19 protein-coding genes are annotated in these 23,758 nt (G+C 44.7%); 13 read left to right on the forward strand and 6 right to left on the reverse strand.

All coding sequences use genetic code 11. From position 1 onward, the window contains the following. Positions 1–35 precede the first annotated feature (35 nt). The 5 genes from AC5JBY_RS03045 to AC5JBY_RS03065 all read left to right on the forward strand — a co-directional run bounded on the left by AC5JBY_RS03045 (position 36) and on the right by AC5JBY_RS03065 (position 7,013). On the forward strand, positions 36–884 hold the full coding sequence (locus AC5JBY_RS03045; RefSeq protein ID WP_495903075.1) for a 3-hydroxyacyl-CoA dehydrogenase family protein: 849 nt from the start codon (positions 36–38) through the stop codon (positions 882–884). Positions 885–972: 88 nt separating this feature from the next. Then, entirely contained in the window at positions 973–1,971 is a 999-nt protein-coding gene (locus AC5JBY_RS03050) for an SDR family NAD(P)-dependent oxidoreductase (RefSeq protein ID WP_495903076.1), read from the forward strand. Positions 1,972–2,096: 125 nt separating this feature from the next. Then, on the forward strand, positions 2,097–3,182 hold the full coding sequence (locus AC5JBY_RS03055; RefSeq protein WP_495903077.1) for a carboxypeptidase-like regulatory domain-containing protein: 1,086 nt from the start codon (positions 2,097–2,099) through the stop codon (positions 3,180–3,182). 107 nt (positions 3,183–3,289) lie between these two features. Further along, positions 3,290–6,268, forward strand: coding sequence for a sensor histidine kinase (locus AC5JBY_RS03060; RefSeq protein ID WP_495903078.1), 2,979 nt, complete (start codon positions 3,290–3,292; stop codon positions 6,266–6,268). A 1-nt stretch (position 6,269) separates the two neighbouring features. Beyond that, positions 6,270–7,013, forward strand: coding sequence for a LytR/AlgR family response regulator transcription factor (locus AC5JBY_RS03065; protein WP_495903079.1), 744 nt, complete (start codon positions 6,270–6,272; stop codon positions 7,011–7,013). Between the two features lie 12 nt (positions 7,014–7,025). On the opposite strand, the gene lpxD is transcribed toward AC5JBY_RS03065, so the two are convergent. Next, positions 7,026–7,973 carry a UDP-3-O-(3-hydroxymyristoyl)glucosamine N-acyltransferase gene (lpxD, locus tag AC5JBY_RS03070; RefSeq protein ID WP_495903080.1) on the reverse strand — a complete coding sequence of 316 codons (948 nt, stop codon included), beginning with the start codon at positions 7,971–7,973 and terminating at the stop codon, positions 7,026–7,028. 338 nt (positions 7,974–8,311) lie between these two features. Between lpxD and AC5JBY_RS03075 the strand changes: the two genes are divergently transcribed. The 5 genes from AC5JBY_RS03075 (at position 8,312) to AC5JBY_RS03095 (ending at position 12,147) form a co-directional block, all read left to right on the forward strand. After that, entirely contained in the window at positions 8,312–8,914 is a 603-nt protein-coding gene (locus AC5JBY_RS03075) for a pseudouridine synthase (protein ID WP_495903081.1), read from the forward strand. 53 nt (positions 8,915–8,967) lie between these two features. Next, positions 8,968–9,843, forward strand: coding sequence for a YicC/YloC family endoribonuclease (locus AC5JBY_RS03080; protein ID WP_495903082.1), 876 nt, complete (start codon positions 8,968–8,970; stop codon positions 9,841–9,843). Positions 9,844–9,978: 135 nt separating this feature from the next. After that, positions 9,979–10,455 carry a gliding motility lipoprotein GldH gene (locus tag AC5JBY_RS03085; protein ID WP_495903083.1) on the forward strand — a complete coding sequence of 159 codons (477 nt, stop codon included), beginning with the start codon at positions 9,979–9,981 and terminating at the stop codon, positions 10,453–10,455. A gap of 6 nt (positions 10,456–10,461) precedes the next feature. Then, positions 10,462–11,436: a sensor histidine kinase gene (locus AC5JBY_RS03090; RefSeq protein ID WP_495903084.1), complete on the forward strand. Its 975-nt coding sequence runs from the start codon at positions 10,462–10,464 to the stop codon at positions 11,434–11,436. Between the two features lie 9 nt (positions 11,437–11,445). Further along, the gene (locus tag AC5JBY_RS03095) at positions 11,446–12,147 is read left to right on the forward strand and encodes a response regulator transcription factor (protein WP_495903085.1); all 702 of its coding nucleotides are present in this window, start codon (positions 11,446–11,448) and stop codon (positions 12,145–12,147) included. Position 12,148: 1 nt separating this feature from the next. On the opposite strand, the gene AC5JBY_RS03100 is transcribed toward AC5JBY_RS03095, so the two are convergent. Next, positions 12,149–13,930 carry a BatD family protein gene (locus tag AC5JBY_RS03100; protein ID WP_495905584.1) on the reverse strand — a complete coding sequence of 594 codons (1,782 nt, stop codon included), beginning with the start codon at positions 13,928–13,930 and terminating at the stop codon, positions 12,149–12,151. Positions 13,931–14,042: 112 nt separating this feature from the next. After that, a complete protein-coding gene (locus AC5JBY_RS03105; protein WP_495903086.1) occupies positions 14,043–14,744 on the reverse strand; it encodes an SDR family NAD(P)-dependent oxidoreductase in 702 nt (233 codons plus the stop codon). A 59-nt stretch (positions 14,745–14,803) separates the two neighbouring features. Between AC5JBY_RS03105 and AC5JBY_RS03110 the strand changes: the two genes are divergently transcribed. From AC5JBY_RS03110 to AC5JBY_RS03120, 3 genes are all read left to right on the forward strand, one after another. Next, complete coding sequence (locus tag AC5JBY_RS03110) at positions 14,804–15,499, forward strand: YjjG family noncanonical pyrimidine nucleotidase (protein ID WP_495903087.1); 696 nt, start codon at positions 14,804–14,806, stop codon at positions 15,497–15,499. A 370-nt stretch (positions 15,500–15,869) separates the two neighbouring features. Further along, on the forward strand, positions 15,870–19,088 hold the full coding sequence (locus AC5JBY_RS03115) for a SusC/RagA family TonB-linked outer membrane protein (protein WP_495903088.1): 3,219 nt from the start codon (positions 15,870–15,872) through the stop codon (positions 19,086–19,088). 12 nt (positions 19,089–19,100) lie between these two features. Next, positions 19,101–20,594, forward strand: a complete 1,494-nt coding sequence (locus tag AC5JBY_RS03120) for a RagB/SusD family nutrient uptake outer membrane protein (protein WP_495903089.1) — start codon at positions 19,101–19,103, stop codon at positions 20,592–20,594. A 641-nt stretch (positions 20,595–21,235) separates the two neighbouring features. Here AC5JBY_RS03120 and AC5JBY_RS03125 read toward each other — a convergent pair. Genes AC5JBY_RS03125 through AC5JBY_RS03135 form a run of 3 tightly spaced genes read right to left on the reverse strand, consistent with a single transcriptional unit; the run spans position 21,236 to position 23,734 of the window. Beyond that, positions 21,236–21,892 carry a phosphatidylserine decarboxylase family protein gene (locus AC5JBY_RS03125; protein WP_495903090.1) on the reverse strand — a complete coding sequence of 219 codons (657 nt, stop codon included), beginning with the start codon at positions 21,890–21,892 and terminating at the stop codon, positions 21,236–21,238. A 57-nt stretch (positions 21,893–21,949) separates the two neighbouring features. Further along, the gene (locus AC5JBY_RS03130; RefSeq protein ID WP_495903091.1) at positions 21,950–22,834 is read right to left on the reverse strand and encodes a phosphatidate cytidylyltransferase; all 885 of its coding nucleotides are present in this window, start codon (positions 22,832–22,834) and stop codon (positions 21,950–21,952) included. A gap of 12 nt (positions 22,835–22,846) precedes the next feature. Continuing rightward, positions 22,847–23,734, reverse strand: a complete 888-nt coding sequence (locus tag AC5JBY_RS03135) for a CPBP family glutamic-type intramembrane protease (protein WP_495903092.1) — start codon at positions 23,732–23,734, stop codon at positions 22,847–22,849. Between the last annotated feature and the right edge of the window lie 24 nt (positions 23,735–23,758).

The following is a 23,758-nucleotide window of genomic DNA, read 5'->3' on the forward strand; positions in this document are numbered from 1 at the left end:
AGCCGGACAAATAGCAATATCTAATCCTACAAGTCATGGTTCAGACAGTTTGTGTTTGTGGCGCCGGCACTATGGGAAGTGGTATTGCGCAGGTGGCAGCACAGCGTGGTTTTCATACCATTCTGTATGATGTAAATGAGGAGATGGTGCGCAAAGCTGAAAAAGGCTTGCAAGTTTCTTTGCAACAGCTGGTAGACAAACAAAAAATAACTGCCCAGGAGCAGGCTGACACGCTCAGTCGCCTTCGTTTTACGAATGATGTAAATGATTGCCTGGCTGATATTGTTATTGAAGCGATCGTTGAAAAAGCTCCTGTCAAAACATCTCTTTTCAATCAACTTGCTGAGGTGAATCACAGTGATGTGATCTTCGCTACCAATACGTCTTCTCTGTCTGTTACTGAGATTGCGAAGCAGGTAATTCGCCCCGAGCGTGTTGCCGGCATGCATTTTTTCAATCCTGCGCCTGTGATGAAGCTGGTGGAAGTGGTAACGACTCCTTATAGTAATGAGGAAACCATATCTTCTATAGTGGAACTGGCCCGGCAACTGGATAAAACGCCTGTGTTGTGCAAAGACGCTCCTGGTTTCATCGTGAACCATGTGGCAAGGCCTTATTACCTCGAAGCGTTACGGCTGATCGAACAGGGTATCAGTGATTTTGCGACTATCGATCTATTACTGGAAGCTACTGGTTTCAAGATGGGGCCTTTTAAACTGATGGACCTTATCGGTAATGATATCAATTATGCTGTTAGCTGCTCAGTCTATGAACAGTTGGGAAGTCCGGAGCGGTTACGACCTTCTGTGATCCAGCAGGAGAAGGTGGAAAGGCAGGAGTTAGGGAGGAAGACTAAAAAAGGTTATTACGATTATAATGGTTGATAAGTTGAAATGTTGACAGGTTGAAAAGGAAAACCGGCCTGTTGATACCTCACCTTATTAACTTGTTAACTTATCAACGTATCAACATTTGTCAAATAAAGTACTTATTACTGGCGGTACGGGTTTCCTGGGTGCTTATATCATCCGGGAGCTGGTAGATCAAGGGTATTTTGTGCGGGCTATACGCCGCAGTAACAAGTTGCCTTTTTTTATTCCTGCCGCCATATTGGATAAGGTGGAATGGGTAGATGGTGATGTGCTGGATATTGTATCGCTGGATGAAGCTATGGAAGGAGTTGATACGGTGATCCATTCTGCCGCCATGGTTTCTTTTGATCCTAAGGAGAAAAAGGAAATGTTCCATGTCAATATCGATGGTACGGCCAATATGGTGAATGTGGCATTGGAAAAGGGGGTACGGCGTTTTGTACATATCAGCTCTGTAGCTGCGCTTGGCAGAACGGCCAATGGTGATCATGTAACGGAGGACAAGAAATGGCAGCATAGCAAATTGAATACGCAATATGCCATCAGTAAATATCATGCTGAGCGGGAAGTTTGGAGGGGTATGGGTGAAGGTTTGAATGTAGTGGTTCTTAATCCAAGTACTATTCTGGGTTATGGTGATTGGCATTCCTCGAGCTGTGCTATTTTCAAGAATACTTTTAAAGAGTTTCCCTGGTATACGAATGGTGTAAATGGTTTTGTGGATGTGCAGGATGTAGCCCGTGCTGCTGTGTTGTTGATGAAGAGCGATATTTCGGCGGAACGTTTCATCGTGAATTCCGAGAACTGGTCGTTTCGTCAATTGCTCAGTTCAATTGCAGCGGGTCTTAATAAAAAGCAGCCTACCCGGGAAGCAACGCCTTTTTTAGGTGAGATTGCCTGGCGGCTGGAAAAGTTCAAGTCGTTTTTTTCAGGTAAAAAGCCTTTGCTCACCAAACAAAGCGCCCGCGTGGCTCAAAGCAGGACTTATTTTGAGCACCAGAAATTGTTGCAGGCTTTGCCTGGTTTTTCCTTTACTCCACTGGCTCAGAGTGTTAAGCAAGCGTGTGATAGTTATTTGTTGCACCCGCAGTCTTTATAGACAGCAGGGTGAGCCGCCCTTTGAGGGCGACCCACCCTTTCAGCCGACAGTATCTGGCAAAGTAGTTGCAATATATACTTTCACTGTCCTAAAAATCGTTCATAAACAGTACCAATAGTCCTCGTATGAAAAAGGCCATTGTCGTTCTTTTTTTAACAATTATTTGTACCCTCGGTTTTGCGCAGCAAAAGGAGTTCGTGGTACTCGGAAAAGTAGTTGATTCCGTGTCCCGGCAACCTTTGAATGGCGCCTCTGCTTTTTGCCAAAATACTACTCACGGAACTATCTCTAATAGTGAAGGTTTATTTTTTATGCGTCTGCCGAATGGCGGTTACGACCTTGTGATCACTTACACCGGTTATACCAAGAGTATTTTACGGATCAGCAGTAATCAGACCATGACGGATACGCTACTGATCGAGCTGGTGAAGGAAGATAAAGCGCTGACTGAAGTAGCGGTTGTAGCCAGCAACGAAGTGCCCGACGGTCTCGCCAAGTATGGCTCTTTTTTTACCGATCAATTTATAGGTACTACTCCCAATGCTTCTCAATGTGTGATCCGCAATCCGGAAGCGCTGCGTTTTTTCTATACTAAAAAACGTAACCGTCTGAAGGTAACGGCCAAAGAAGACCTGATCATTACCAATTATGCGCTGGGTTATACCATCCGTTATCAGTTGGACTCTTTCAGTTATGACTATAATACGAAGATGAGTCAATATACCGGCTCTCCTTTCTTTCAGGAAATTGACAGCACCACGGAGGCTGCCACTGCCTGGAAGAAAAACCGGGCCAGAACATACCTCGGTTCCCGTCTGCACTTCATGCGCTCCCTATACGACAGTGTGGTTAGTGAAGAGGGTTTTATCGTAGAAAAACTGGACGATAATGACTTGTCAAGTATAAAGGGTACTCTTATCAAAGACCTATATGATAGTACGCTGTATGCAGCCGACAGCAATGATGTAATGATCAATTGGCAGGGCCGTTACCGGGTGAGCTATAAAACTGTTTTCCCTGACAAAAGGTTCCTACAGGAATTCAAGCTGCCTGCCAATACGCGTATGCAGGTAACACTGCTGGATATTGCTGATGGTTTTGTGATCGAGGAGAATGGGTATTTCTATGAGCAATACGATGTTGTTAATACAGGTTACTGGGCCTGGAAAAAGCTGGCCGAGCTGCTACCGTATAATTACGAGTATGAATAGCCTGAATTTTGTCATATTAATAAATTCTTAAGCGCCCATACCCCGATCCAACGAGTTTTTTCTCTATCTTCAACCGGCCTAACCTGACCAAAATAGTAGGATTATTGATGCCGGCTTCACCACTTAAACCTGATCTCCTTTCCCGATGTTTTCCGATTGTAAGCCTTCTTTTTACAATCAGAAAATTAATTGCTTCAATTCCTTCCAGCATTTTTTTTCTCCTTTTAACAATTGGCTTATTTCTACCTCCCGTCTTAAAAGCCCAGGATTACAGTTACGTTCAATACAATACCAAAGACGGCCTGGCTGGTTCTACTATTTATGATATGTGTCAGGACAAGGATGGCTTTATCTGGTTTGCTACGGAGGCGGGCTTAAGCCGTTTTGATGGCACGCGTTTCAAGAACTTCACTACTGCCGATGGCTTGCCAGAGGTGGAAATCCTGAAGCTGTATGCAGATCACAAGGGGCGGGTGTGGATCGTACCGTTCAAGAATACCATTTGTTATCATTACCAAGGTAAAATATACACTTCCGACAACGATAGCTTACTTAAAAAAGTAAAGCTGCATGCCGTTATGACTTGCATAGCGGGCGATGCAGCCGATAATATTTTCTTTAGTTGTCAAGGGAGTGGTTCTTATATTCTTCGCACAAAGCCGGGTGAGCAGGAGTTCATAGACCTGAAGAAATATGGCAGGAACTTCACTTATGCTCATGCTAATTTTTCAGATCGTCCCGGCTTTCTCCTCAACGTGCATGATTCGCTTTTTTTATTGGATGGGGATCGCCTGAAGCATTGGCCGATCAAGGATTATGGTTCTGGTAACCTGACCACGGTATTAAGTCACGATAGCACTGCCAAAACTGCCAGCATATCTGCTTTCCCTCACAATATGTTTGCGACCCTCGATACTACTAAAAAATATTATCGAACTATTTTAACATCTACTAATGAGGGCGCCTGGCTCACAGATACAATACGTTTTGACCGCATGTCGGAAGTCTTTTTAAAGGGCAAGCAGATCTACAGCGGCCTGGTGGATTATGAAAAAAACATGTGGTTTGGAACAGCCGGAGAAGGTGTTTACAAACTGGTATCAAGAAGTTTTAAAACTTACACTTTCAGTAATAGCAAAACATCCGAGGTATTCTCTCTTGAAAAACAGGGAGAGAGAATTGTCGTTGGCTCGGCCTTCAACAAAATGTATTTTGTAGGGGGTGCCAAGATCGATTCGGCCAGTTTTCTTAATCATTTTTACCACGCTACGCAACCCAACAACCGCAACAGGCTGGTGTGCATAAAGAAGTTAAGCAATGGTAAACTAATCCTTGGCTTCGATCTATTTCTCTACAAGCAAGATAAGACAGGCAGTTATGTTAATTATGAATTCCCTATCAAAGAGGTCGACGAGATCACTCCTGATACTTTATTGGTGGGGATTGGCCGGAATGTGATCAGGGTGCGGGAAAAAGATCTTACTATCCTGGATACCGTATTTCCTTACCGGTCTACAGCTGTCAAGTATTATAATAATGATTACTACATTGGAACGGTAAGTGGTTTATACGTGGCAGGGCGTCATAAACCGGTACGCTTTTTAGGAGATAGTCATCCTTCTCTGCGTTACCGTGTCTCCAGTTTTGCTCAATCCTCCGATGGTTCTTTGTGGGTAGCTACTTATGGTGGGGGTATCGTTGGCATAAAGCATGGGCAGATCATTGGTCATTTGACCAGCAAGCAGGGTCTGAGCAGTGATATTTGCCGTAGCCTTTTTGCTTATAAAAATTTTCTTTGGGTAGGTACCGACAAGGGGCTCAACAAGATCGATATCAGCAGTCCTGCTTATCCTATCGACCGGTACTCAATGGCCGATGGTCTTCCTTCGAATATTATTAATGCCATTTATGTAGACAGTCTTCATGTTTATGTGGGCTCACCGGCAGGCCTCACTTATTTCGATGAACGAGAGGTTTCGGATTTTTCGCGGTGTGACCTACGGATACTGGATATCGCTGTTTCGGGCCAATCGCAACTGTTGCAATCCACCTATGAACTGGGCTATAATGACAATAACCTGCGTATTGAATTTGCCGGTATCTCTTTCAAGTCGGCCGGCGATATACTGTACCGCTATCGTTTAAAGGGGTTGAAGGATTCATGGGACTCTACCCGACAGAATGTGTTGGAATATCCTTCTCTGCCATCGGGTCAGTATCAACTTGAACTGCAGGCGATCAATAAATTTGGGGTGCTCAGTAATTCTGTTATTATTCCTTTTTTTATCGATACTCCTTTCTGGCAAACCTGGTGGTTCAATTTGATGCTGGTGGGGCTTACCATTGGCTTAACTGCCGCATTGGTAACGTGGCGTTTCAATATTGTGCGGCGGCGCGAACGGGAAAAGGTAGGCTTACAGCAAAAGATCAATGAACTGGAGCAGATGGCCCTGCTTTCACAGATGAACCCTCACTTCATCTTCAACTGTCTTAATTCCATTCAGTCGTTCATCATCAATAATGATCTGGAAACGACCAATGAGTATTTGACAGAGTTTGCCCACCTGATACGCCAAACGATGGATTGTGCAGAGAAAGGCACCATATCCATCGGTCATGAGATAAAATACCTGTCGCGGTATATCGAACTGGAAAAAATGCGGTTTGGGCATTCGTTCGATTACTCCATCTCTGTGGATGAAGTTATCGATACGGATAATATTCATCTGCCCAGCATGATCCTTCAGCCTTATGTGGAAAACAGTATCCGTCATGGCCTGCGGCATAAAACGGACGGCCGGGGAATGATCGATATAAAGTTCCAGCAGCAGGGCGAACAGCTTTTGTGTATCGTGGATGACAATGGAATAGGTAGACTCAAAGCCCGTCAACTCAGATCGCACATGCACGTGGAATATCAATCAAAAGGTATGACGCTGGCGGCCGAAAGGGTAAAGGCTTTAAACCGGCAGTACAACGAATTTGTTGCGATTGAGGTCATTGACAAGGCGGATGGTGAAAAGACCCCTACCGGCACCAGGATCGTGGTTTATTTTTCTCATCAAATGCTTACAAAACTCAGTTAATATGATCAGGACTGTTCTTATTGACGACGAACCTAATAATATCGATACGCTGCAACAGTTGCTGTTGAGGTATTGCCCGGTTGTTGAAATAGTGGGAAAGGCCAATAGTGCCCAAACGGGCAAAGAGGTAATCGAGGCTACTCAACCTGACCTTGTGTTCCTGGATATTGAGATGCCTTATGGAAATGCTTTTGACTTGCTGAACAGCATAGCTCCTGTCCATTTCGAGATCGTATTCGTCACAGCTTTCGATAACTATGCTATCAATGCCATTAAGTACTCTGCGCTGGATTATCTATTAAAGCCTGTTAATATCAGGGACTTGCAAGCTGCCGTTCAAAAAGCCGGCGCCCAGATCGATACTAAAAACATTCATAAACGGATCGACACACTTTTTTATAATCTTTATACGCCCAAAAGTGTTTTCCAGCGGCTGGCATTGCCTACATTGGATGGGCTGGTATTTGTGAATACGGAAGATTGTATACGCCTGGAAGCCAAAAGTAATTATACCATTATCCATTTCAAGAATGGATCGATGGTGACTATTTCCAAGACCCTGAAAGAGTTTGAAGATATTCTCAGCCGGGAGCAGTTTTCCCGTATCCATCACTCGCACATCATCAACCACTTCTTTGTCAAGAAGTATCACCGGGGACGGGGCGGGTATATCGAGATGGAAGATGGTACTACGATCGAGGTATCTATCCGTAAGCGGGATGAGTTTCTTGCTAAATTCAGTTAAAGAAAAAGGGCCTTATTTAAGGCCCTTAATTTTTTCCCATATTTCTGGTATGCGCTTGATCCATATAAGCTCTCTTTTTTTGGTTGAAGCATCTTCTACCGGGGAACCGAAGTAGATCTTTCCACCTTCGAGGGATGCGGGTACGCCGCTTTGCGCCAACACTACCGCATTGGCGCCAATGGTAAGTGTTTTAGATACACCTACCTGTCCCCACAGTATTACTCCATCTTCAATAGTGGTCGCTCCGGCGATTCCTACCTGGGCAGCAAACAGGCAATTTTTGCCTATTACGGTATCATGTCCTATATGAATGAGGTTATCCAATTTAGTGCCGCGGCCAATTACTGTGTCATGACTTACGCCCCGGTCGATGGTGCAGCCGGCGCCAATTTCCACCTCGTCTTCTATTACTACCCGGCCACCGCTTTCCATGCGTTTGTACCACACGTCGCGGTCTTTTTTGGTGTTGTAATAGAAAGCATCTGACCCAATAACGGTTCCGGCTTGTATTACCACATTGTTTCCTATCACACAATGATCGAGTATGGTGACGTTAGGAAATATCCTGCAGTTGTTGCCAATGGTCACGTGATGGCCAATGAATGCATTGGGTGCTATGTAGCTACCTTCTCCAATAACGGCCGTCCCGCTGATCATTTGGGTAGCGGGTTGAAAAGGGCGGAAGTGGCGAACGATGGTTTGGTATGCCTCGAATGGTTGCTCTACTATAAGGAGTGCTTTTCCTTCAGGGTAGCTTGCTTCCTTGTTGATGATGATAAAGGTGGCAGCCGAGTGGATACATTTATCGTAATACTTGGGATGGTCTACAAACACCAGGTCGCCGGGCTCCACTTTATGTATTTCGTTAATACCGGTCACCAGCCCGTTTACATTACCTATCAATTTTGCGCCTATCAGTTGTGCTATTTCCTGTACTGCTATCGGAGAGGGAAATTTCATAGTTTGTCATTTGCGCAAAGGTAGTATCCAATCGATGAAGTATAACATGCTTGTTGAAATGCAGTGTTGATCAATGTTTCAAAGGAATTAAAAATTCAACTTCTCTATGTGTTGATCGATTTGTTGTAAGGGCATACAGGTTCGATCCATTCCAATACCCGAATCCGGGGGGTAGATTTCCACAGCATTAAAAAAAAATGTGAATAAAATTTACCCTGATTTTTTTCTATATCGAAGAAATTATTTTTAATATTGTGTAGGGAAATTTATTTCCCGGTACTTACTAACCCATCCACATAATAAATCTCCCGGTTCACCGGGAGATTTTTATTTTAGGTATGCTCCATTATTTTATCATCTACAAACCATTCCAGGTACTATCGCAATTCACATCTGAAGGCGGTAAACTAACGTTGAAGGATTACTTCGCTGTTCCTACCGATGTATATGCTGTTGGCAGATTGGATTATGATAGTGAAGGATTATTGTTGCTTACGAATGATAAGCAACTGAATCACCGGTTGCTGGACCCGCGCTTTGCGCATGAGCGGGAATACTGGGTACAGGTGGAAGGCGATCTTAAGTCCGAAGCAGGGAATGGAGTATCAGCGATCAAACAATTGGAGCAAGGTGTCATGATTGCTGTTGATGGTAAATCTTACCGTACGAAGCCCGGCCGGGCTATGGTGTTTGACGAACCTCCGGCTGTGCCGGAACGTAACCCGCCCATCCGTTACCGCAAAAATGTTCCGGACAGCTGGCTGAAGCTGGTCCTTACGGAGGGTAAGAACCGACAGGTACGTAAGATGACTGCCCAGGTGGGCTTCCCTACCCTTCGCCTGATCCGTTACCGGATAGAACAACTTACTATTGAAGGTTTGCAGCCCGGAGATATGCAAATATTAACCCGTTCGGCTGTTTATAGTGCCCTATTCTCTTAATTGCTCACTAACAACTATAAACTAATTCCTTACCTTGCTGTAAAATCCATAATATGCTGAAATCTATGACCGGTTTTGGAAGAGCAGAGCAAACAGTAGGCGATAAAACGTTCCTGGTGGACATAAAGTCACTCAACGGGAAGCAGTTTGAATTGTCGCTTAAGATGCCTGCTTTTTTAAAGCCTTTTGAATTTGATATCCGTGCTTTATTATCCAAGAAGCTGGGACGTGGTACTGTAGATTGTACTATTAGTCTTAAAGAAAGTGGTGCTGCAAAACCGGTCAGTATCAACACTGATCTTGCCAAAGCATATTATAAGCCTATCGCCGAGTTGTCGAAGGCGCTTGACCTCGACCCTGCTCATATTTTAAGTACTCTTATCAAGTTACCGGAAGTAATCACACCTACGGGTGAAACGTTGACCCCGAATGAATGGGATGCTTTTCAGAAGGTAATTGAAAGTGCTATCAATAACCTGAACCTGCATCGCCAGGAAGAAGGTAAAGTGTTACAGAAGGACTTGTTGTTGCGCATTAGTAATATCCGCAAGCAACAGGAAGAGGTAATAACCCTGGAACCGTTGCGTAAACAAAAGATCAGGGAGGGGCTGGTAAAGGTGTTGGAAGATAATGTAGGTAAAGAAAGCTATGACCCCAACCGCCTGGAGCAGGAGCTTATTTATTATATCGAGAAGATCGACCTTACCGAAGAGCAGGTGCGCCTCAAGAATCATTGCGACTATTTTGTATCGATCCTTGAAGAAGCCGACGAGAATAAGGGCAAGAAGTTGTCTTTTATCCTCCAGGAGATCGGACGTGAAATAAACACCACCGGCGCCAAGGCTTACGATTCCAGCATCCAGAAATGTGTAGTGCAAATGAAGGATGAAATGGAGAAAGCCAAGGAGCAGGTACTTAATGTATTATAAGATACCAATAGTAAGTAGCGAGGGGTCAGTGTGAAATAGGGATTTCAGCCCATTAACCACTCGCTATTTACTGCTTGCTTTCCACCCCTATTGCGGCTTTTAGGCTGATGCTTATATTTGTAAAAACATTTCCCATTGAAAAGGAACCGCCTGTTTCATATTCTGACCCTCTCTGTTCTTATTTCCGGTTTTCTCGCTTCCTGTACTACGGTAGACGTTTTTGAAAAGAATGTAGCTATTCCCAACCATGCATGGAGCAGCCAGTTCAAGCCATCTATCAGTTTTGACATCAACGATACTACGAGACTGTACGATATTTCTCTTGTACTCCGGCATACGGATGCTTACCGCTATAAGAATATCTGGGTTAACATGACTGTACAGCCTCCCGCAGAGGCTCCCAAAAGCCAATCTTTCGAGTTGCCTTTGGCCACCGATAGCAAAGGCTGGCTAGGTACAGGCATGGATGATATTTTTGAGCATCGCATTGCGATCTTTAAATCAATTCAGTTAAAGAAAGGAACTTATCAATTCCAGATAGCCAACATTATGCGCGAAGACCCGCTGCAGAACGTCATGAACGTGGGCATACGGGTAGAGAAGGTGAAATGATAACGCATGGAAGCTACCGCTAAAAAGAGACTGTACTTCATCAGCACCATTTACTGGTTCCTGCTTTTTTATATCATCGCTGCGCTGATCTGGTGGTTCATTGCCCTGGAAAAGCAGAACCGGCAAATGACCAATTACAAGCTTAATGAATTGGTGCTCGATGATCCCACCTATCAATCGAAATACGACCGGATCACTGCCGAAAAGAAACTAAAGACTACCCAATATATAGGTGAAGGGGTTACTTTCCTGGCCCTGACGCTGGTGGGTGCATTATTTGTATACAGGGCTTTCCGCCGTCAACTGAAGTTTCAGCAGCAGCAGCAGAATTTTATGATGACCGTAACTCATGAGTTAAAGACCCCCATTGCTGTTGCCAAGCTGAATCTTGAGACGCTTCAAAAGCATGCGCTGGAAGAGGCCAAGCGACAAAAGCTGATGCAAATGACGCTGCAGGAGGTAAACCGGCTGAACACGCTCGTCAATAATATTCTTGTATCGGCTCAACTGGAAGGGGGACGCTACCGGATATCGAATGAAGAGCTCGATTTCTCCGAGTTGGCGAAGTCCTGCTTCTCCGACTTCAAGAACCGTTTTCCGGACAGGCCCTGGCAATCGGCCATAGTGCCAGAGATAGATATTAAAGGCGACCCGCTTCTACTGCAGATCCTGGTGAACAACCTCCTGGAGAATGCCGTTAAATATTCCCCCAAAGATGGTACTATCCAATGCAAGCTGCATGAGGCTGGCAAACAGGTGATCCTGGAGGTCATCGATCAAGGTCCCGGCATCCCGGACGACGAGAAGACCAAGGTGTTTGAAAAGTTTTACCGTATCGGTAATGAAAACACGCGTACTGCCAAAGGAACCGGCCTGGGACTGTATCTGTGTCATAAAATTGCAAAAGATCACAAAGCGAGCATCCGGGTAACGGATAATATGCCTACCGGCTGTAATTTTAGCGTTAGTTTTACGAAGTAAATACTGACCATGAGTACAAGGCCCTCGATTTTATTGGTAGAAGATGAAGAAAACCTCCATGAGGCTTTAAAGCTGAACCTGGAGCTGGAAGGTTATGAGGTGACTTCTGCCTTTACAGGCAGCGAGGCCTTGCAGAAGGTACAGGATGAATATTTCGACCTGCTGATCCTGGATGTGATGTTGCCTGAACTGGATGGCATCAGTGTTACGGAGACCATCCGGGTACAAAACAATGAAGTGCCCATCCTCATTCTCAGTGCTAAAAATGCCAGTTCGGACCGGGTGTTGGGGTTAAAAAAAGGGGCTGATGATTATCTGACCAAGCCTTTTAACCTGGAAGAGTTGTTGCTGCGCGTTCATAAGCTGATCGATAAGAACAAGAAGATGCTGGATAAGGATTCCGTGGGCGACACTTATAGTTTCGGGAGTAATGTGGTGGACTTTAAAGCGCAGGAGGCCGTTACCAAATCCGGTGAGCGTATTCAATTGAGTAAGAAGGAGGCTATGTTGCTCAAGTTGCTTATTGAAAACAAGAATGAAGTGGTGCCCCGGGAAAAGATCCTTCAAACTGTATGGGGCTATAACGTGTATCCAACCACCCGCACGATCGACAACTTCATTCTTAACTTCCGCAAGTATTTCGAGACGGACAGCCGCAACCCCGAGTACTTCCATTCTGTAAGGGGGGTGGGTTATAAATACACTGAATAGTTTAGACTTTTTGTAATTCCTGTAGTAAAGCTCTCGTTTCGTAGAATATTCTTTTCATATCGTCTACTTGCTGGTCGGGCGCATACAAGGCCCATTCGCATTCATTCAATACGGTAGTAAGGCTTTGTATAGTATCCGCAGGCATTCCTTTGGCGGCAAGGGCGCCAGCCACATTCTGTTTATTGAGGGACGAAGGGGCTACCTGGCATTTTTCGGCTGCCATTTTCCACAATGCTTTTTGTATTTCCTGACAGAAAAGGCGTTTATCGCTTTGCTGTAATGCATCGCGTGCTACTGCCAGCCATTCATCGGGGTTTATTTCCTTTGGTGCTGCCGGCGGAGGTGTTTCCTGTTGGACGGCAGCCTTTTTAGCTTGTTGTTTATTTTTCCTGATCTGCCACGACTGGTAAAATATCCATCCTGCAATCGCCAATACGATGGCCGCAAAGAAATACATGTGTTTAGGAATGCCTGTTTCATTGGCCTTGACCAAGGTAGCATTCCGCTCCTGCTCTTCGGCTTTGCTAACTGCCGCCATGATGTGCATGGTGATGGGTTCGCTGCTGGCCACCTTGTATTCTTTCAGCATGGGATCGTAATAGGAATACTCAATAGCAGGGATCACACAATCGCCTGTATCCGGTGCGGCGAAAGAATATTCAAACTGCTTGCTGCCGGAGAGGGGGTAGGCATATTTGTTCACCTCTTCTTTGACCGCCGGATCTGCCGTATCGACCCCCTTGGGCCATTTTACAGTAGGTGCTGTAAGCAGGGTAAGGTTGCCGGTACCGGATATCTCTACCTGAATTTTAACCAGGTCGCCCTGACGAATGGGTGCTCTGGGTGTGCGGACAGCAATATTGAACTTGCCTACTGCACCGGTAAAATGCTCCGGCTGATCAACAGCAGGCAATGATTTAATGGTAAGCTTGACTGGTTCTGAACGAACCGACACCGGGTAATCGGCCAAGGCCCAGGCGCCCGTAGCCACATCTTTTCTCCGGAAGTGTATCATTCCCTCTACTTCAGCCGGGTCCAGTGTATAGTCGCCTTCCTGCAGGGGGATCAGTTGCACCTTTCGAATGATGTTTACATAATAAGGGGTGCCTTTATATACTTCTACTTCCTGCCTGTTATCGTAACCATCCACCATTTCTATCACGCTGAAACCATTCAATGATGGGCGCTTCACCACCTGTGCTGTAGTGCTAAGTCGTGAATAAGCTTTGTACACTGCCATGATTGGTTCGCCCACATAGCAGTTTGTTTTATTCACTTCGGCCCTTATAAAAAAGTTCTTGTGGATCTCTTCAGTAACGTCTTCACCGGGCTGGAGTTCTGCCGCTGACTCCATATCTACTTCGTCGGTATTCGTATTGGCTGATGACAAACCCGTACGTTGTATCAATACTTTTAACGGTTCGGAACGCATCTTTTTGCCATCGATAATGGCTACTGCGCCCGGTATCGTAAAGCGTCCACTTTTTCGCGGCGAAAGGATAACCACCTTCGTATAAGACTCCACCAGTTGCCTGGTTTGTGCCTGTATACTGGTCGTATTCTTAAAATCAAATGTGCCTGTTACACGGAAGTCGGCAAACTCAGGTATGTTGAAGTCCTGTATGGTGCGGGCTCCTTCGATAATGTATTGTACCTGGAATGTTTGCGGGTACTGTATGGTAGATTCGCTGACCTGGGTATAGAATTTAGTCTGCCCGTTTACACATTGTAAACTAAACAGGCTTATCCATAAAAGTAATGATGTATGTAGCTTTCCTTTAATAGATTATGTTTTATTCTCCGGTAGGCCGGTAGACAAATATAAATTTTGCGGCCAAGCCTTCCTCGAATTGTGGGCGTTAAATGTCAGTTAAAGGATGAACGGTTACAGGTATTTATAAATCACCCAGTTGTGGCCGTAGTATAATGTCTTCCACACAGGCTTGTGGCGAAAGTTGTGATGCTGCATATACCATGGCGGCAATATCTTTCGATTCCATGATACGTTTAGGATCAACGCCGCTGCCCGCCCAGGAATCGGTATAGGCAGCACCGGGATACACTGCGGTCACTTTCACTCCATGTGGCTTCATTTCCTCACGGAGATTACGCGAAAAGCCGGCCAATGCATATTTACTGATGCTGTAAGCACCTCCGTTTGGATAAGCATGCAGCGAAGCGATGGAGCACATGTTGAATACGTGGCCACTTTGTTGTTTTATCATCTGCGGAATAATGGCGCGGGTTACATGATAAGCGCTGAACAGGTTTACATTGAGCATGTGTTCCAATGTTCCTTCCGGTTCATTGTGTACACTGCCCGGATCGAACAAGCCAGCATTGTTGATCAGTACATCAACCGGTACTTCAAAACCTAATACCCAGCTTCCAAATGCTTTCGCCTGTTCTTTAATGGAAAGGTCAAATGCATTGGCCCTGATCTGTACTTCAGGATAATACCGCATCAGATCTTCCACCGTTTTATACAGGTTGGTCTCACTGCGGGAGCAAATGAAAAGGTTATGCCCCTGGGAAGCAAACTGTTCTGCCAATGACCTGCCAAATCCTTTGGAAGCGCCGGTAATAACAACATTCATAGTATGGAATTAGGGTTACGAAGTTAGAAGTTGGGCGTCAGACTTCTTATTTTTGCGGCATGAAATACCAGCATCTCTTTTTTGATCTTGACCATACGTTGTGGGATTTTGAAGCTAATAGCCGGAAAACGCTGACTGACATTTATGAGGAGCTGGCTTTGCATACAAGAGGCATCAATGACTTCGACCTGTTTCATAAAAACTACCTTGTACACAATGACAAGTTGTGGGCACGATACCGGAACGGGTATATCAAGGTGGATGAATTGCGGTGGAAGAGAATGTGGCTTACCTTATTGGACTTCAAGATCGGAGATGAAAAGCTGGCCCGCCAGATGGGTGACCGCTTCCTTGATCTGCTACCTTCGCGCAATTTATTATTTCCACACACTATTGAAACCCTGGACTACCTGACTGGCAAAGGTTATCAGTTGCACCTCATCACCAATGGTTTTGAAAAAACGCAGCATAGTAAGTTAAAGAACAGTGGCATCGATAAATATTTCAAGGAAGTAATCACTTCCGAAGGAAGCAATAGTCTGAAGCCGCACAAAGAAATATTTGATTATGCTTTTAAGAAAGCGCGTGCCTTACCTCAACAGAGTATAATGCTGGGCGATAGTATCGAGGTGGATATCCAGGGCGCCATTAATGCCGGCATCGACCAGGTGTTTGTTAATCATACTAATGTAACTGTAGCTATAAGACCCACTTATGTGGTTTATTCATTACATGAATTGCAAACAATCTTTTAACCAAACAATTCTTTTAATCTCAAGACTACGCAAACGATTGATTAACTGCAGAGAAATATAGCAGAAGATACTCAATATTAACGCTTTCCGCCTCTTTTTTACCCCATATATGGAATTGAAATAATATTGCCATAACGGCCCCTCACTTTTCGTTTTTTAGTTTCGAAACCATATTTTTGTCTTTCTGGGTCCAACCATACAATATCTTTTTAAAAACTGCTTGCATCCAATATCAATTAATTATTATCCCTTTCCTACAGTTACATCGGAATTAGTCCACTTATAAAATGACTACCGTCGTAGTGCTAATTGTTTAATACAATTGTATTACTGCGCAACCAAAATTTTAGTAACCAAAATTGAACTTCACATGAGAAAAAAGTTAACGCTGTTAACTGCTTTTCTGTGCATAACAGGAATGCTGTTAGCACAAAAAACAATTACCGGTAAGGTAACAGATGACAAAGGTACTCCCCTACCCAACGTTTCAATCCTCGTAAAAGACACACGCGTTGGAACTACTTCAAAAGAGGACGGCACTTATTCCTTACCCGTCCCCGCTACTGCAAAAGTGCTGGTATTTGCTTCGATCGGCATGATTTCAAAAGAGATTCAGATTGGTAACAAAACGTCTATTGATGCTGCGCTTGCTTCTGCTACAGCTCAATTGGATGAAGTAATTGTATTGGCGTATGGTAATGTAAAAAAATCAAATTTTACAGGTTCAGCCGTTCAGGTTTCTGCCAAGGATATGGAAAAAAGGACTCTTAGTAACCCATTGAATGCTTTGGTGGGCGCTGCGCCTGGTATCCAGACAACTACAGCCAGTGGTTCTCCAGGCTCCAGCCCAGGCATCGTACTGCGTGGCTTTGGTTCTTACACTTTAGGCAACAACCCTTTGTATGTTGTTGATGGTGCAATTTACGATGGCGGCTTTTCCAACATCAACCCTGACGACATCGAGACCATGACAGTATTGAAAGATGCTTCAACAACTGCATTGTATGGTTCAAGAGGTGCGAATGGCGTAATCGTAATCACTACCAAGAAGGGTAGGAAAGGAAGGCAAACGCTTCAATTTAAAGCGCAATTGGGTTTTTCTGAACCTGCTATTGCTCAATACCCCACAGTAAGCGCACAGGAATATTATCCATTGGTATGGGAATCTTATCGTAATGGTTTGGTTTATGGACCTACCAGGGCTCCTATAGATAGCGCCAACATGATTGCCAGTGGTAAGCTGCCCAGGTTTACATCTGGCGCCAATGTAGGTAATCAGAATTTTAGGGGATTAAGTTTCCGTGACATTTACCAGGTTCTTGGAAACTATAATCCTTTCAATGTAGGTAATACAGATATCGTTGGTCTTGATGGAAAATTAAACCCCAATGCTGCATTGTTATATGGCGATGACATGGATTGGCTGGATCAGGCAACCCGCACCGGCACCCGCCAACAATATAGCATGCTATACAGTTCAGGTACTGACAAATCGGATCTGACTGCTTCTTTCAGTTATTTGAAAGAAGGCGGCTGGGGTCTTCGTTCTGATCTGACCCGCTTTACAGGCCGCTTGAATACGAGCGTGTCGCCTACAAAATGGTTTAAAGCAGGAGCAAACCTGGCTGCCAACAGGTCTACCTTCAATTATTCTGCAACCGGTGGTATTGTAAACTCCTTTTACTTTGCCCGCTATGTTGCTCCTATTTATCCGGTTCACATGCGCACTCCTGGTACAGGCGCGCCCATCCTGGATGCTTTAGGCAATTTGCAATTTGACCCCGGTAACGAGTCTGGCTATGCCCGTCCTTACAATAGCGGTCGTCATTCCATTGCAGAGCACCTCTGGAATCAGGACAATGATGTAAGAGATGCGCTTTCTGCCCGTGTATATGCGGATGTAATATTCACACCCTGGTTGAAATTCACGACCAACGTTTCTATGGATGCCACAAACACTGATGGCCTGAGCTATGAAAACCCAAGAATAGGTGATGGCTATCCAGGTGGCAGGTTGAGCAGAAGCTCCAGCAAAGAAACCAGCTACACACTCAACCAGATCATGAACTTTAATAAAAGCTTCGGTGAGCATCATGTCGATGCGATAGTAGGTCATGAAAACTATCGTTATAAATCTACCGGCATAGGTGGTATGAGAACTGTTGAAGCTTTCTCTGGCTTGTTTGTGTATTCCAACTTCGGAACTATCAGTTCTCTGACTTCCAGCATTGCAGAGAATAACACAGAAGGTTTCTTCTCAAGGGTACAATATGACTACAATGACAAGTATCTTCTTTCCGGCTCTCTGAGAAGGGATGGTAATTCTAAATTCCCTGTAGACATCAGGTGGGAAAACTTCTGGTCAATTGGTGCTGGCTGGAGGTTGGATAAAGAGGAGTTCTTCAAAGTTCCTTTTGTAGACCTGTTGAAATTACGCGCATCTTATGGCTATGCGGGCAACTCTACCGGATTGGCCAATTACCCTTATCAAGGCGGATACTCTATTGGTTGGGATGATGACACCCGCTCTGGCGTAATTCTTACCTCACTTGGTAGCCCCACTTTGACCTGGGAAACGCAGAAGCCACTGGACATTGGCCTGGACTTCTCTATGTTCCAACAAAGACTTTCCGGTACCATTGGTTACTTTGATAGAAAGAGCTCTGGTCTGATCTTCAACGTACCTCAACCTCTTCAAAATGGCGGTACGCCCAGCAACAACTACTCTGTAGCGCAAAACATCGGTAACATGACCAATAAAGGTCTTGAAGTACAGATTACCGGTAATATCGTCCGCTCCAAGGCAGTTAACTGGAACCTGACTGTTAATGCTACTACTTACAGCAACAAGTTGACTGCGATGCCTCCTACGGTACCAACTATCACCAGTTCTCCCTTTAAGAGAGAAGCCGGATACTCCATTTATGAGTTCTACACAAGAACTTTTTATGGCGTAGACCCTGCAGATGGTCAGGCATTGTACCTGGGAGCCATTACTTATGATGCTGCAAATAGCAGACTTGTCGACAATGGCAAAGGTGGTAAGGATACTGTGACTATTGATCATAATAATGCCCGCCAAACTTACGTAGGCAAATCAGCCATTCCCGATGTATATGGTAGCATTGTCAACGCAGTATCTTATAAAAACTTCGACCTGAGTGTTACATTGACCTATCAGCTGGGCGGTTATGTATACGATGGTGTTTATGGCTCTTTGATGACTACTTCCACTGCTGGGGTAACTTATCACAAGGACATGCTGAATCGCTGGCAGAAGCCTGGTGATATCACCAACGTTCCCAGACTGGATGAAACAAGAAGTGCTCAATTTGGAACAGCTTCTACACGCTGGCTTACAGACGCTTCTTATTTGTGCATTAACAACGTAAACCTGTCATACAGGGTACCAGCTTCTCTTGCTTCAAAAATTGGCGCTTCTAACGTAATGATCTATGTGAGCGGTGAGAATCTTCAATTTTTTACCAAGAGAAAAGGTATGAACGTGAATGGCAACTTCAGCGGAACTACCGGCGACACTTATGATGCCGCACGCGTATTTAACCTGGGTCTTAGTGTAAACTTCTAAAACATTACAAGTATGAGCACATTTAAGAATAAATTATTAGGAGCAGTGCTGATAGGCACGACGTTACTGGGCAGCAGTTGTAAGAAGGAATATCTTCAATTAAATCCTCCGGCTGCATTAAGCCCTGAAAATATATTTGCTACTACTAAAAATGCGATGGCTGCTATCAACGGTATGCACCGGACCATGTATTCACAGTGGTATGGCAGCCAGGCACTGGGCGGTCACAGTGGCAATATGCTTTACATGGAAGTGCTGGGTGAGGATTTCGTGATGACAGCTAATGCCAATGGCTGGTTTGTGAGCGAATACCGCTGGCTGGGTCAACGTAGTGACGCCAGCACCCTGGTTCGTTTCAGCTATGGTTTTTATTATACGCTGATCGGCAATGCCAACATGATCATTGCCAATATAGATAAAGCAGAAGGACCTGAGAACGATAAAAAGCTGATCAAAGGTCAGGCTTTAGCCTACCGTGCCTGGAGTTATTTCCAGATGATACAGTTGTTCAGCGAGCGTTTTGTAAGTGGCGCCCCCAATGATGGTCTCGGCTTGTCACTGGTACTGGAACCAAGAACCGGCTCTTTGCCAAGAAATACTGTTGCAGAGGTGTATGCACAAATCAATAAGGATATTGATGAAGCCATAACAACGCTGACTGGTATTAACCGTCCTGCCAAGTCGCACCTGAACGTAAACGTAGCCAAGGGGATCAAAGCCCGTATAGCACTTACTCAACAAAACTGGGCAGTGGCTGCACAAATGGCCTCTGAGGCTCGTCAGGGTTTTGCGCTCATGAACAGCACTCAATACATGCAAGGCTTCTCCAATACGGATAACCCTGAATGGATCTGGGGTATTGATCACCGCGATGATCAACCTACTTATTTCTATTCCTATTATGCTTACCTGGGTAACTTCTCTTCTACCAACACCCGTGGTAATCCTAAGGCTATCTTCGCCCCGCTTTATGCCAAAATATCCCAAACTGACATCAGGAAAAAACTGTGGGACTCTACCGGTAAGGATGCAACTTTCCCGCTGGTTGACGGAGGTACACGGAAAGCTTACATGACCCGTAAGTTCATATTGACGAACCCTGCCAATAGTAATGGAGACTTGGTGTTCATGCGTTCTTCAGAAATGTACCTGATCGAAGCAGAAGCACTGGCAAGACAGACTGGTAAAGAAGCAGATGCTCGTAATGTGTTGTTGACACTGGCAAAACAAAGGGACCCTAACTATGTATTGTCAACTAACAGTGGCACAGCTTTGATCGATGAAATCCTGACACAAAGAAGGATCGAGCTGTGGGCTGAAGGTTTCCGTTTTTATGACCTGAAGCGTTTGAATCAGCCACTAAATAGAGCAGGCGCCGGCAGCAATCATGATGCTTCACTGGCTCAGTTGATGCAAGAACCTGCAGGCACCAAAAACTGGATATTCCTGATCCCCAGGGCCGAACTGGAGAACACGCAAAACGTTGTTAAGCAGAACCCCCTGTAATAGTTATCACTCCGGTTTAACCGGTTGAATATTCTAATAAAATTAAAAAGCTGCCTCAAAATAAATTGAGGCAGCTTTTTAATTTTATGGGTTGATACTACAAAAAACAATTTATACGCAGGCACAAGATGCTTACTCACAAACCCGCCCTCAATCACCAGTTTTGGGAAGACCAACCAACTAAAAGAGAAGACGAATTTCTTTACCAACCAATCATTACTACAAGGAAAAAAAGCAAGCTTATGAGCATAAATAACCAAACCTCTACCATCGGCACTTTTCGTATAAATATTTTTTCTATCAATACTTTTCTTACCAGCCGTCTTGCATATTCTTTCGAAAGAAAAAATGCAGTTATGGCTATCACAATATAAACTAAGCGGAATTCAATAAAAAAGTCAATAAAAGAAATTCTCACTACAATACAGGCAAGCTTAATAATTGCCAGAACATCAAGTTGTAGCCACAAAAGCAATATTCCGCCAGCAATTAGATAATGGTCACCTAATTTCCTAAAACGTGAAAACAAATACAAGGTATATATGTACCTATTGAGTCTACACATATTACTACCAATGTCCTGATGTATGCTTTAGGCTTAGGTTATCAAAGAACACATCCCAGTTCTGGGTTAAGATCGCTTAAAAAGTTGCCAAGACAGTTACACCGCCTTTTACCACTTCGTTAAGCTGCACATTTACTTTGGTTCCTATTGGCAGTAGCAGGTCTACCCGGCTACCAAACTTGATAAAACCGTATTCAGCACTTTGCTCTACTTTTTGGCCAACAGTGAGGTAATTGATGATGCGCTTAGCCAATGCGCCGGCAATTTGCTTTACCAGTATTTCGCCTTTGGTATTGCGGATCACTACTGAATGACGTTCATTTTCTGTAGATGACTTAGGGTGCCAGGCTACGAGGTATTTTCCTTTATGGTATTGGTTGTACACCACCTCGCCCGATACGGGGTTACGGTTCTGGTGTACGTTGGCCGGGCTCATGAATACAGACAGTTGTAATCTTTTGTCTTTGAAGTATTCTTCGTCAAATACTTCTTCTATCACCACTACTTTTCCATCGGCCGGGCAAATTACCAGGTTGTCTCCTTTGGTAAGCTGACGGTTGGGTACGCGGAAAAAGGAAATGATAAACAGCAGTAGTCCCAATGTGACCACAAAGATGAGCCAGCTGAGCCAGGGCAGGCTATAGCTGATGAAATAAAACGAGAGCAGGTTGATCACTGCAAATATGATGGCTGTAATGAGTATGCTTTTGTATCCTTCTTTGTGAATGGTCATTGAGTATGGTTAAGATTGCAAATGTAAGTAATTAGAAATTATGGGGTTTATGAGGTCTTATTTCATAAAGATCGTTACGTAGAGCCAAACGAAGGGGATGGCGATCAACAGGGAATCGAACCGGTCCAGGAATCCACCATGCCCGGGCATCAGGGTGCCACTGTCCTTCACATTAGCCATGCGCTTGAGCTTGCTTTCGAGCAAATCGCCGGCGGTGCCCATTACTGCAGCAATGGCTGATATAGCTATCCAGTCACGTACACGATAAATATTCAGCCACCATCCCAGCAAGCTGATGACCACCACACACAGGATAGCGCCTCCTACGGTTCCTTCCCATGTTTTTTTGGGAGATATTTTGGAGAAAGGAGTTTTACCGATGAGGGAGCCAACTATATAGGCCATGGTATCATTGATCCAGATAGAGAAAATAAGGCCACAGGGAATGACCGGCCCAAGATCACGGCCGAGCTTTGCTGCTCCATCAAAGTAAATGACACCAGCGCTCCTGAGGTCCATCATCAGCCCCCAGCTTAATGATATATACAGGAGGCCCAATGCAGAGAGCCCTATGTTTCTTAACCGGATGTTACCAGCAAATAGCAATTCAATGATCGGCAGCATGAATGCACAGATGAGGCCTAACCACCAACCAATGGAATGCAGGGAAAAGTCGCCGATGTTAAAGGCATTGTTGGTGAAATAGAGTACGATACACCAACCTCCTATGCGTACGCCGTATTTATGAAATGGTGTAATCGTCAAATAGCCCGGGTCTATTTTACCAATGAGTTGCTGGTATTCTTTCCAGCAACCGAAGTGGATGATAGTGAACAGGATCAAAAAGCTCCAGAGCCCCCACAATAAACCTCCCAGCATCACCACCACAAAGATGACGGCAGTAAGTGACCTTGTTTTTAATGTTGACAGGTTGAGTGCCATATGCAGGTATGGTTATGCAATAAATTGGTTGGTAGGTGTGAGATCGTCCGGACGATACACTTTGGAATAGGTAACTGTCGACTGACGACGATAGTACCACAATATGGCCCACACAGCTATGCCGCTGATGACAGAAGCCAGTAGCGGGGCATCGGGATTTGTGGTTGCCAATTTGGGTGAAAAGGATACAGCTATGACCTGCGCGGCATTATATACAAAATGCGCAATTATGGAGGTCCATAAGCTTCCACTATACCAATAGAAAATACCCAACACTATACCCAGGAACATACGAGGCAAAAAGCCCTGGAACTGGAGATGCAGGGCTGAGAATAAAAAGCCGGTAAGGATGATACCTGCCCAGGGGTTTCTGGTAATCTGTATCAAGATGCGCTGGAGTGCTCCGCGGAAAAACAGTTCTTCACAAAACGCCGGGAAAAGCCCAACAACGATGACATTCATGAAAACATCGATCGGCTTATTCGATTTAAAGAATGCTTCCATTTGTCCGGAAGCTTTGTTTTCCAACTCCACCAGCGAAGAGGGCAAGTGTATGCGTTGATTGAGCTGCCCCAACCAGAATGCAAAGGGAAAAGCAAGCAGGATGCACAAGACAGCCAATACATACATGTTGGCATGTTCTGCTTTCTTTAAGCCGATAAAATAAGTGTACTTGCCGGTAAATGTGAATACGGCAAACAGGAAAGTCGGCAGCACAAACAATACGAGCGAGGATAAGGCCTGGCCCCATTTCAGGCCGTTAATAACCTGAGGATCAGAGAGATCTAATTTTGGCGCTTCTGAAGGGATCATGAAGTTTGCAAATACCAGCAGCAGGGGGAAGGCCAGCAGAATTGCCAGTTGCTTCCAGGGTGATTTTATGCGTAAATGGCCGATCATAAACTGGTATAAACGAATATTAGT

It is taken from the genome of Paraflavitalea sp., assembly GCF_059502485.1.

Bases quoted from the DNA above. Each gene is read 5' to 3' on its own strand.
- AC5JBY_RS03095 (WP_495903085.1), top strand. From the start codon at position 11,446: ATGAGTACAAGGCCCTCGATTTTATTGGTAGAAGATGAAGAAAACCTC.
- AC5JBY_RS03080 (WP_495903082.1), top strand. From the start codon at position 8,968: ATGCTGAAATCTATGACCGGTTTTGGAAGAGCAGAGCAAACAGTAGGC.
- AC5JBY_RS03105 (WP_495903086.1), bottom strand. From the start codon at position 14,744: ATGAATGTTGTTATTACCGGCGCTTCCAAAGGATTTGGCAGGTCATTG.
- AC5JBY_RS03120 (WP_495903089.1), top strand. From the start codon at position 19,101: ATGAGCACATTTAAGAATAAATTATTAGGAGCAGTGCTGATAGGCACG.
- lpxD (WP_495903080.1), bottom strand. From the start codon at position 7,973: ATGAAATTTCCCTCTCCGATAGCAGTACAGGAAATAGCACAACTGATA.
- AC5JBY_RS03130 (WP_495903091.1), bottom strand. From the start codon at position 22,834: ATGGCACTCAACCTGTCAACATTAAAAACAAGGTCACTTACTGCCGTC.
- AC5JBY_RS03135 (WP_495903092.1), bottom strand. From the start codon at position 23,734: ATGATCGGCCATTTACGCATAAAATCACCCTGGAAGCAACTGGCAATT.
- AC5JBY_RS03125 (WP_495903090.1), bottom strand. From the start codon at position 21,892: ATGACCATTCACAAAGAAGGATACAAAAGCATACTCATTACAGCCATC.
- AC5JBY_RS03115 (WP_495903088.1), top strand. From the start codon at position 15,870: ATGAGAAAAAAGTTAACGCTGTTAACTGCTTTTCTGTGCATAACAGGA.
- AC5JBY_RS03045 (WP_495903075.1), top strand. From the start codon at position 36: ATGGTTCAGACAGTTTGTGTTTGTGGCGCCGGCACTATGGGAAGTGGT.
- AC5JBY_RS03090 (WP_495903084.1), top strand. From the start codon at position 10,462: ATGGAAGCTACCGCTAAAAAGAGACTGTACTTCATCAGCACCATTTAC.
- AC5JBY_RS03075 (WP_495903081.1), top strand. From the start codon at position 8,312: ATGCTCCATTATTTTATCATCTACAAACCATTCCAGGTACTATCGCAA.
- AC5JBY_RS03065 (WP_495903079.1), top strand. From the start codon at position 6,270: ATGATCAGGACTGTTCTTATTGACGACGAACCTAATAATATCGATACG.
- AC5JBY_RS03055 (WP_495903077.1), top strand. From the start codon at position 2,097: ATGAAAAAGGCCATTGTCGTTCTTTTTTTAACAATTATTTGTACCCTC.
- AC5JBY_RS03110 (WP_495903087.1), top strand. From the start codon at position 14,804: ATGAAATACCAGCATCTCTTTTTTGATCTTGACCATACGTTGTGGGAT.
- AC5JBY_RS03060 (WP_495903078.1), top strand. From the start codon at position 3,290: ATGCCGGCTTCACCACTTAAACCTGATCTCCTTTCCCGATGTTTTCCG.